This is a genomic window from Nesterenkonia massiliensis, from assembly GCF_000455245.1.
GTDB classification, from domain to species: domain Bacteria; phylum Actinomycetota; class Actinomycetes; order Actinomycetales; family Micrococcaceae; genus Nesterenkonia; species Nesterenkonia rhizosphaerae.
In genome coordinates this window covers 1-9,430 of sequence record NZ_HG005171.1, presented here as the reverse complement: position 1 = coordinate 9,430, position 9,430 = coordinate 1, and the positions used below count along the sequence as shown (strand labels likewise).

The 9,430-nt window shown below is 63.7% G+C and carries 8 protein-coding genes; 6 read left to right on the top strand and 2 right to left on the bottom strand.

Translation table 11 applies throughout. The features are described 5' to 3' along the window. On the top strand, positions 1-2,186 hold a 2,186-nt coding region (locus TX78_RS10205; protein ID WP_081652741.1), incomplete at its 5' end, for an FAD-binding and (Fe-S)-binding domain-containing protein. Positions 2,187-2,208: 22 nt separating this feature from the next. Here the strand turns inward: TX78_RS10205 and TX78_RS10200 are convergent. Next, on the bottom strand, positions 2,209-3,204 hold the full coding sequence (locus TX78_RS10200) for a LacI family DNA-binding transcriptional regulator (protein ID WP_044496053.1): 996 nt from the start codon (positions 3,202-3,204) through the stop codon (positions 2,209-2,211). 181 nt (positions 3,205-3,385) lie between these two features. Here TX78_RS10200 and hisD point away from each other — a divergent pair, with 181 nt between their 5' ends. Both hisD and TX78_RS10190 read left to right on the top strand, forming a co-directional pair. Then, positions 3,386-4,720 (top strand): histidinol dehydrogenase, encoded by a 1,335-nt coding sequence (gene hisD / locus TX78_RS10195; protein ID WP_081652739.1) that lies wholly within the window; start codon positions 3,386-3,388, stop codon positions 4,718-4,720. 28 nt (positions 4,721-4,748) lie between these two features. Beyond that, positions 4,749-6,077, top strand: a complete 1,329-nt coding sequence (locus TX78_RS10190; protein WP_044496051.1) for a GntP family permease — start codon at positions 4,749-4,751, stop codon at positions 6,075-6,077. 137 nt (positions 6,078-6,214) lie between these two features. Here TX78_RS10190 and TX78_RS10185 read toward each other — a convergent pair whose 3' ends face one another. Continuing rightward, entirely contained in the window at positions 6,215-7,006 is a 792-nt protein-coding gene (locus TX78_RS10185; protein ID WP_044496135.1) for an HAD-IIA family hydrolase, read from the bottom strand. Between the two features lie 178 nt (positions 7,007-7,184). On the opposite strand from TX78_RS10185, the gene TX78_RS10180 reads away from it, so the two are divergent. From TX78_RS10180 to TX78_RS10170, 3 genes are read left to right on the top strand one after another with little or no spacing between them, the layout of a single operon-like run. After that, positions 7,185-7,595 (top strand): GntR family transcriptional regulator, encoded by a 411-nt coding sequence (locus tag TX78_RS10180; RefSeq protein ID WP_044496134.1) that lies wholly within the window; start codon positions 7,185-7,187, stop codon positions 7,593-7,595. 29 nt (positions 7,596-7,624) lie between these two features. Further along, positions 7,625-8,554 (top strand): ABC transporter ATP-binding protein, encoded by a 930-nt coding sequence (locus tag TX78_RS10175; RefSeq protein WP_044496050.1) that lies wholly within the window; start codon positions 7,625-7,627, stop codon positions 8,552-8,554. 3 nt (positions 8,555-8,557) lie between these two features. Next, positions 8,558-9,304 carry a hypothetical protein gene (locus tag TX78_RS10170; protein WP_044496049.1) on the top strand — a complete coding sequence of 249 codons (747 nt, stop codon included), beginning with the start codon at positions 8,558-8,560 and terminating at the stop codon, positions 9,302-9,304. Positions 9,305-9,430: the final 126 nt, after the last annotated feature.

The following is a 9,430-nucleotide window of genomic DNA, read 5'->3' as shown; positions in this document are numbered from 1 at the left end:
GGTTCCTCGCCGGTTCCGAGGGCACTTTGGGAACTGTGCTGGAAGCTACAGTGCGGCTGGTTCAGGACGAACCAGGACGCAGGCTGCTGGTACTGGGATTCCCGGATGTGGCCGAGGCCGCCGATGCGGTCCCGCGCATTCTGGCCGCAGGTGCCGGCAGGCTCATTGCCTGCGAGGGGATGGACTCCCGGCTGGTGGCGCTGGTGCGCGGAGCAGGCAAACGGGTGCCCACACTTCCGCGTGGTGAGTCCTGGCTCTTCGTGGAGGTTGCCGGTGATTCTGCCGGCGATGTTCTGCAGCAGGTCAGCGCAGCTGCTGGTGCGGTGGGGGAGCGGCTGATCGATCAGGCAGGCGAAGCTTCAGCGCTGTGGAAGATCCGTGAGGACGGCGCCGGTCTGGCCGGGATCTCTTTGCCCACCCCGGCACATTCAGGGTGGGAGGACGCCGCTGTGCCGCCGCAGCATCTGGGGGCCTGGATGCGGGAGTTTGAAGCACTGATGAAGGAGTTCGGGCTGCAGGGCTACCCTTATGGGCACTTCGGTGACGGCTGCATTCACTGCCGCATCGACTTTCCCTTCCAGCATGGGGATCCCTCCAGCACCGCGGTCTTCCGCGAGTTCATGGCCGCCTGTGCACAGGCACTCTCCGGCTATGGCGGCTCCCTGTCGGGAGAGCACGGCGATGGGCGGGTCCGATCCGAGCTGCTGCCACTGATGTATGACCAGGCCTCGCTGGATCTCTTCGCCCGGGTCAAGCAGATATGTGATCCGCAGAACCTGCTCAATCCCGGGATTATCACTGCCCCCGATGACACCGGCACGGTGTCCCATACCGACCACCTCAAACCGGTCCAGCCGAAGCGGGAGCTGCCTTGGCCTGGAATGAGGATGCCGCATGATCATGGCGACTTCGGGGCCGCTGTCCACCGCTGCACCGGCGTGGGACGCTGTGTAGCTCCGCGCACAACCGGGGTGATGTGTCCCAGTTACCTGGCCACCCGTCAGGAGAAGGACTCCACCCGTGGACGCGGGCGCATTCTGCAGGAGGCTATGGATGGAACGCTGGTAAAGGGGCTGGCGGATCCTGCGGTGCATGAAGCACTGGATCTGTGCCTGTCCTGCAAGGGCTGCGCTTCAGACTGTCCGGCCGGTGTCGATATGGCCAGCTATAAGTCGGAGGCGCTCTATCAGACCTACGACGGCGGGGATCAGGACGGGACCACGCGACGTCGGCCCCGGTCTCACTACATTCTGGGCAGGCTTCCGCAATGGGCGAGGCTGACTGCCCCGGTAGCGGGATTGGCGAACTTCAGTATGCAGGTCCCGGTAGTGGCTGCAGCAGTGAAGTGGATCGCTGGCATCGATCAGCGCCGCGGTGTCGCGACCTTTGCCTCCACCACCTTTAAGCGCAGCCAACGACGCCGCAAGACCGAGGCGCTGACGGCGTCGGCAGAAGCGGATGTGTGGGTCTGGGCGGACTCCTTCACCAATCACTTCTTCCCGCAGTCAGGCCTCGCGGCGCTGGATTTTCTGCGCAGTCAGGGACTGAAGGTGGAGGTGATACAGCGGGATGGATGCTGTGGGTTGCCGTGGATCACCACCGGCCAGCTTGACCAGGCGAAGAAGCTGATGGACGAGGTGGTCAGCACGCTTGGACCCTATATCTCCTCCGGTGTACCGGTGATCGGGCTCGAGCCCTCCTGCCTGGCGACCCTGCGCAGTGACGCGCAGCAGCTCAGTGACCGGGAGGAAGCCAAGACTGTGGCAGACGGGGTGCTCAGCTTTGCTGAACTGGTCAATCGCCTCATGGACGAGGGGCGTATCCAGCTGCCGGATCTCTCAGGAGTCGATGTGGTAGCGCAGCCGCACTGTCACCAGTCTTCGGTGATCGGCTGGGATGTTGATCAGGCGCTGCTGGAGATGGCCGGGGCGAAGGTCACCAAGGTCGCCGGGTGCTGCGGACTCGCTGGGAACTTCGGCATGGAGAAAGGGCACTACGAGGTCTCCGTTGCGGTGGCCGAGACTTCGCTTCTGCCGGCGGTGCGTGCTCAGCGGGACCGGGATGGTCAGCGTCGGAAGGTGGTGCTGGCCGACGGTATGTCCTGCCGGGTGCAACTGGACCACCTCGAGGGTGTGCCGACTCTGCACCTGGCCGAGCTGCTGGCTGCCTGCAGCCAGCACGGCTGAGCCCAGGGACGCGAAGGCCTGTCTAGGCCCGAAAATGTGCGGTGGATCCTCGGATCTCCAGTCGGGCTGGAAAGATCTTCCGTTGCCAGGGCAGGTCAGGATTCTGAAGGCGTTTCAACAGCAGCTCCGCGCCTGCTCGGGCCATGGCCCGGCTGGACTGGGAGACGGTGGTGAGGCTGACCAGCGGCCAGGATGAGGCGGCGACGTCGTCGTATCCCAGCACCCAAGTCTGTTCGGGCACGGAGACTCCATGCTCCTTCAGCGCATTCATCACGGCCACGGCCATGGCGTCGTTGGAGCAGAAGATCGCCTCCGGGGCGCCATGCTGCTCCAGGTGCTGCTTCACCAGGCTGAAGGCGGCCGGAGCTGAGTAGTCCGCCGGCAGCTGCCGGGATTCGGGCACGGGTGCGCCGTGCTCCTTCATGGCGTCCAGGAAGCCGGCGCGGCGGTCACGTCCGGTGCTGGTGGTGAGGTCTCCGGCCACCAGAAGCGCATCGGTGCGTCCGGCGGCGGCCAGGTAATCCGCCACCAGGCGGCCTCCGCCGAGATTGTCGCTGACCACGCAGTCATAGTTGAGGGTGTCTGTGGTGCGGTTGATGAGCAGCAGCGGGCGTTCCGCCTGGAGTGCGGCCTGCATCTCCGGGGAGTCTTCGGAGAGCGCGGTGAAGACCATGCCGTCGATGGCGCGGTCTCGGATCGCGTTCACCGCGTCCTGCGCGTGGGCGCCTGCATGCCACACCATGGTGCGCAGGCCGGCGGAGGCGAACTGCAGGATCAGCTCGTCGAAGATCTCCTGGAAGAAGGGGTTGGACATCTCGGAGACCACGATCCCCACGGTGCGGGTACGGCGGGTGCGCATCGCGGTGGCGCCTGCGTGTTTCACGTAGCCCAGCTCTTCGACGGCTTTAATGACACGGCGGCGGGTGTCCTCGGAGATGGGGGCGCTGCCGTTGAGCACACGGGAGACGGTGGCCTGGGAGACGCCGGCCAGGCGTGCCACGTCCTTGCTGTTGGTCACGTCTGCTCCTCTCCGTGTGCGTGTCTGAGCCCGGTACAGCCTACCGAGCGTGAGAGAGACGGGGTCCCGAGAGTGTTGCACGCATCACTGTATACGTATACATTGTGGTGACCCACCTCTCTATAGGTGGATGCACCGTTACGCACAGCTTGCACCAGACCGTTCGACCGAAGGAGCAGGAATGATTGAGCAGACCTCCCATTCCATCCCGTTCACCACCCTCAAAGAGCCTGCCAAGCGGCACGCCCAGAAGGGCAGCGCACCAGAGGTTCGCGAGGCCGTGGCCAGCGCCCTGGAGGACATCCGTCAGCGCGGTGACGCCGCCGTGCGCGACTACGCCATCAAATTCGACAAGCACGACGCCGAGACCTACCGCCTCACCCAGGAGGAGATCGACGCCGCCATCGCCCGGGTTCCTGAGCAGACCCGCGAGGACATCAAGTACGTGCAGGAGCAGGTCCGGCGGGTCGCTGAGGCGCAGCTGGACTCCCTCAAAGAGTTTGAGATCGAAACCCTCCCAGGCGTGCACATCGGGCAGAAGAACGTGCCCATCACCGACGTCGGCGCCTATATCCCCGGCGGCAAGTACCCTCTGCTGGCCAGCGCGCACATGACCATCCTCACGGCAAAGGTCGCCGGTGTTCAGCGCGTGGCCGCGTGCACGCCCAAGATCCAGGGCGAGATCCCGGACGCTACCATCGCCGCCATGCACTTCGCCGGCGCGGACGAGATCTACCTGCTCGGCGGCATCCAGGCTGTCGGAGCGATGGCCATCGGCACCGAGACGATCAAGCCGGTCAACATGCTGGCCGGACCGGGCAACGCCTTCGTCGCCGAAGCTAAGCGTCAGCTCTTCGGAGAAGTGGGCATCGACCTCTTCGCCGGACCCACCGAGGTGCTCATCGTCGCCGATGAGACCGCGGATCCGTTCATCACCGCAGTGGACCTGCTCTCCCAGGCTGAGCACGGCCCGGACTCCCCGGCGGTGCTGATCAGCACCAGCCGCGAGGTGGCCGAGCAGACCGCCAAGCACATCGACGAGATTCTGGTGGACATGCCCACCAAGGACTTTGCTGAGCCGGCATGGCGAGACTGGGGCGAGATCCACGTGGTGGAGAATCTCGACGACGCCTACGCGCTGGCAGACACCTACGCCTTCGAACACGTTCAGATCCTCACCAAGGAGCCGCGCGAAGCGCTGGAGAAGATGCACGACTACGGTGCGCTCTTCCTGGGGGAGGGCACTTGTGTCTCCTACGGGGACAAGTCCATCGGCACCAACCACGTGCTCCCCACCCGCGGAGCAGCTCGGTACACCGGAGGCCTCTGGGTCGGCAAGTACATCCGCTCCGTCACCTACCAGGAGGTGACCAACCCGGAGTCCAGCGCATTCTTCGGCGAGCTCACCGGGCGTGCTGCGCGCGCCGAGAGGTTTGAGGGACATGCCCGCTCCGGTGATGTGCGTGCCGCCAAGTACGGCGACTACACGCTCAGCTGGACCGACCACACCTTCTGAAGCCTCCACGGCCTGAGAGCACTGTCCTATGCCTGCGTATCTGGAAGCCTTCGGGCTCATTGCCAGTCTGCTGCTGCTCATCACCTTGGTGATGCGCGGCATGAACCTGCTGATCGCCGCGCCCCTGTGCGCCCTGCTTCTGGCAGTGATCAGCGGGATGCCGCTCTTCCCTCAGCTGGTGGAAGAAGGTGACCCCAATTTTGTGGGCACCTACATGGACGGCTTCACCGACTTCGTCGCCTCGTGGTTCCTGATGTTCCTGCTGGGAGCCATCTTCGGGAAGGTGATGGAGGACACCCGCGCCGCCGAGGCGGTCTCGAAGTACCTGATGGACAAGCTCGGCCCGCGCTTCACGCTGGCTTCCGTGGTGGGAGCGTGCGCGATCCTCACCTACGGCGGTGTCAGCCTGTTCATCGTGGGCTTCACCGTGTTCCCCATCGCGCTGGCGCTGTGGCGAATGTCGGACTATCCCCGGCGGTTCATTCCTGCCACGCTGGCCTTCGGCTCGGTGACCTTCACGATGACGTCAGCGGGCTCACCGGAGATCCAGAACTGGATCCCCATCGACCATCTGGGCACCTCACCTCTGGCCGGCTGGGAAGTCAGCCTGATCGTGGCCGTGGTGATGATCGCCACCGGCTACTACTGGCTGAAGTGGATGGTGAAGCGTGCTGTGGCCCGTGGGGAGCGATTCGATGAGCGAGAGGGGGACCCGGTGCTGGTGGACCGGGACACCCCCAATCCGTACCTCTCCCTGATCCCGCTGGCGGTGGTCCTGGGACTCTCACTCTCCCTGCACCACCACTTTGGGACGTCCGCTCTGATCATCGCCCTCACAGGCGGCGTGCTGACGGCGTACCTGCTGGGCCGGCGCTTTGTGAAGGACATCTGGGAGACGGCCGGCAGCGGCACCACCGGCGCACTGCTGGCCATCGCCAACACTGCTGCGGTGGTCGGCTTCGGCTGGATCGCTCGAGACACCGAGGGCTTCCAGGCCGCCTTGAGCTTCATGATGGAAGTGGGAGGGGAGACCACTCCGTTGGTGGGCGCGGCCCTCTCAGTCCTGGTGATCGTGGGGCTCACCGGCTCCTCATCAGGCGGCATGAACATCGTGCTTCCGGAGATCGGCCCGAACTACATCGGTCAGGGCGTGGATCCCAGTGCTCTGCACCGTGTGGCGGCGCTGTCCTCCGGTGCGCTGGACTCCCTGCCGCATGGGGGCTACACCGTGACCAACATCCGCATCATCTGCGGGGAAACGCACAAGGCCGCCTATCCGGCCGCCTTCGCGACGACTGTGGCGGTGCCACTGCTAGGCGCCGTCGTCGCCGTGCTGCTTTTCAGCGTGGGTCTCTAAAGGTCTGAGTTATAGAAATGTCCCGTCGGGGCGTCGTTGTTCGGAGAGTATCCGGGCAACGACGCCCTGTTCTTTTGGCCCGGGGAGGCACCGTGGCTTTAAGCCTGGGTGGGGCGGCAGGAGCAGCCCGGCACGGCTTAAGCCGAGCCGCGAGCATCCTCAGAATCGACATCCATCGGCTCGTCCAGCAGCTCATAGACACCGTCGATGATGCGGTTGGGGCGGAAGGGGTAACTGGAGATGCTGGCCTGGGAGGAGACTCCCGTCATCACCAGAATGGTGTGCATGCCCGCCTCCATGCCGGCCACAATGTCAGTGTCCATGCGATCACCGATCATCGCAGTATTCATCGAATGCGCTCCGAGCCGGTTCAGGGCCGAACGGAACATCATGGGATTGGGCTTGCCGACAATATAGGGTTCGCTGCCGGTCGCTTTGGTGATCAGTGAGGCGATGGCGCCGGTGGCAGGCAGAACACCCTCGGGGCTGGGGCCCGTTGCGTCAGGGTTGGTGACGATGAAGCGTGCTCCAGCGTTGATGAGGCGGACGGCCTTGGTAATGGCCTCGAAGCTGTAGTTGCGGGTCTCACCGACGACGACGTAGTCCGGATTGGTCTCCGTCATGATGAAGCCGGCCTCATGCAGCGCTGTGGTCAGCCCCGCTTCGCCCACAACATAGGCACTGCCGGAAGCGTTCTGCTCAGGGGCCACCTGTTGAGCCAGGAACGTTGCGGTGGCCAGAGCGGAGGTCCAGATGCGGTCTTCGGGAACAACAAGCCCTGAATTGCGCAGCCGGGCGGAGAGGTCACGGGCAGTGAAGATCGAGTTGTTGGTGAGCACCAGATAGGGCAGATCCTTGCGGCGCCACTGCTCTAGCAGTTCAGCTGCCCCGGGGAGTGCTTCCTGCTCGCGCACCAGCACCCCGTCCATATCGGTCAGCCAGCATTCGATGTCGTTCACGCGCTCTCCGTCCTTACCTTTGGCTTCGAGCCGGAGCGGCTCCTGCCCTGCATCGCTTCTGCCTTCATCCTAGGCGGGGTCTTGACAGCTGCACTACTCCCATGGTTCATTAGTCAAGTAATGAACCACAGAGGTGGTGAACTGGAATATGCTGGGGAAGCTCATCGCAGTTGATGGAGAGGAGGTGAGCGTGGAAGAAGGTCGTCCACTGTTCGTGCAGATCGCCGAACAGATTGAAGCCTCAGTGCTGGATGGCACCCTGGCTCCTGGCGACAGGGCGCCATCGACCAATGAGCTCGCCGCCTTCCATCGGATCAACCCGGCCACCGCAGCCAAGGGGATCAACCTGCTCGTCGACCGGGAAATCCTGGTCAAGCGGCGCGGCCTGGGAATGTTCGTGGCCGACGGCGCTCAGGAGAAGCTCCGTGAGGAACGCCGCCAGCAGTTCGCAGAGAACTACCTCGCCCCTTTGCTTGCCGAAGCTCGCGCCATCGGGCTATCGGCGGAGTCCGTGATTCAGATGATCCGGGCTCGGGAAGACAAGACAGCTGAGCCATAGGGCGCAGCGCATTCGAGAGGAGTGCGCCGATGAGCGGCACCGCAGTATCGCCGGTGATTGAGGTTGAAGGCCTCACCCGGCGCCACAAGAAAGTCAGAGCACTGGACAACGTGTCAGTGAGCTTTGAGCAGAACATGATCCATGGCCTGCTCGGGCGCAATGGCGCTGGCAAGACATCCCTGATGTCCATCATCACCGCCCAGGATTGGCCCACCGAAGGCCGCGTTGAGGTGTTCGGCCAGAGCCCCTACGAGAACGAGCAGGTCCTGCCACGGATCTGCTTCGTCCGCGAAGACCAGCGCTATCCGGACGATGCGCTGGCAAAGCACGCTTTCAAAGCCGCAGCCAGTGCATTCCCGAACTGGGACTGGGACTTCGCCCAGCGACTGCAGGAGGACTTCCGGGTTCCGCAGAAGACTCGCATCAAGAAGATGTCCCGAGGTCAGCGTTCGGCGGTGGGAGTGATCATCGGTCTGGCCTCACGGGCAGAGGTCACCTTCTTTGATGAGCCCTATATGGGACTCGACGCCGTGGCTCGTCAGTTGTTCTATGACCGGCTGCTGGAGGACTACGCGGAGCACCGCAGGACAATCGTGCTCTCCAGTCACCTGATCGATGAGATCGCCCACCTCATCGAGAACGTGGTGCTGATCGATCAGGGCCGGATCCTTCTCCAGGAACCGGTAGAGGACCTGCGTGAACGCGCAGTGACCCTGGTCGGCCGCGCTGAAGCCGTCGCAGAGATCGCTGGACCTCGAGATCTGCTCCATCACGAGGAGCTTGGACGCATGGCCCGCACCACCGTTTTGGGGGCCCTGAACGACGCAGAGCGCGAGCGGGTGCGGCAGCTTGACCTGGACGTGGTGCCGGTCTCCCTGCAGCAGCTGATTGTCCGCCTCACCACCCGTCAGCAGGACCAGAACCGGATTGCTGACCGTACCGAGAACAAGGAAGGCTGAGCCATGACTGCTACCGAATCGATGCCACGATCAAGCTTCTCCCGCCTGCCAGCCGCCATTGGGCTTCAGTTCCTGGTGCCTTCATCCCTGGTCCTGGTGCCAGTGCTGGTCTTCTTCTCTGCCTGGGCCATTGCCGCAGGAATCGGCTGGCTGGTGCACAGCCAGGGCGGCATTGACGGCGGCCAGCCCATGTATACCGGTGCATCTCAGGCCACCTTGTGGTGCTTGGTGTTCATGGCTGCCTATGCCGCTTCGCATACTTTCCCCTTTGCGATGGCTTTGAGTTACAGCCGACGGGTCTTCACGCTGGGAACGGTGTTGGCATTCTGCATCGTCTCGCTGCTCTTCGGTGCGGCAGTGGCAGCAGCCGCAGCCATTGAACAGGCCACCGACGGTCTCGGTGTCGACTCCTACACCTTCGCGCTGCCCTTCCTGGTTGACGGCCCCGGAGGGGTGTTCGGCGCTGGCCTGGTCTCAGCCCTGCTGTGCTTGGCGCTGATGATCGCAGGGTTCGCGATCGTTATTCTGTACCGCCGCTTCGGCCTGATGAAGCTGTGGATCGGCATTCTCGGCTTAGTTGTCATACTTGCCGGAGTAGCAGGTCTGATTACAGTCAACGAAGCCTGGGGTGACACCTGGCGGTGGCTGACCGAACAGACAGTGCTGACCTTCTCCGGATACCTGGCGGCGGCTTCCCTGGTGCTGACAGCAGTCACCTACGCCACGATTCGGAAGACCACTCCGGCCTAGCCGAGGCTGCGGTGGAACTATCAGCCGAGTAGGCGCCGGAACTACCAGGGCCGCTGTCAGGTAGGCCCGGTAGGAGTTCGAAGATCTTGGGTTATAGGCCAAAATGTGTGTACAGAACGGCCTTGG

Excerpts from the sequence above, each read along its gene's own strand:
- TX78_RS10180 (WP_044496134.1), top strand. The coding sequence starts at position 7,185 with ATGCTGGGGAAGCTCATCGCAGTTGATGGAGAGGAGGTGAGCGTGGAA.
- hisD (WP_081652739.1), top strand. The coding sequence starts at position 3,386 with ATGATTGAGCAGACCTCCCATTCCATCCCGTTCACCACCCTCAAAGAG.
- TX78_RS10170 (WP_044496049.1), top strand. The coding sequence starts at position 8,558 with ATGACTGCTACCGAATCGATGCCACGATCAAGCTTCTCCCGCCTGCCA.
- TX78_RS10175 (WP_044496050.1), top strand. The coding sequence starts at position 7,625 with ATGAGCGGCACCGCAGTATCGCCGGTGATTGAGGTTGAAGGCCTCACC.
- TX78_RS10185 (WP_044496135.1), bottom strand. The coding sequence starts at position 7,006 with ATGGACGGGGTGCTGGTGCGCGAGCAGGAAGCACTCCCCGGGGCAGCT.
- TX78_RS10190 (WP_044496051.1), top strand. The coding sequence starts at position 4,749 with ATGCCTGCGTATCTGGAAGCCTTCGGGCTCATTGCCAGTCTGCTGCTG.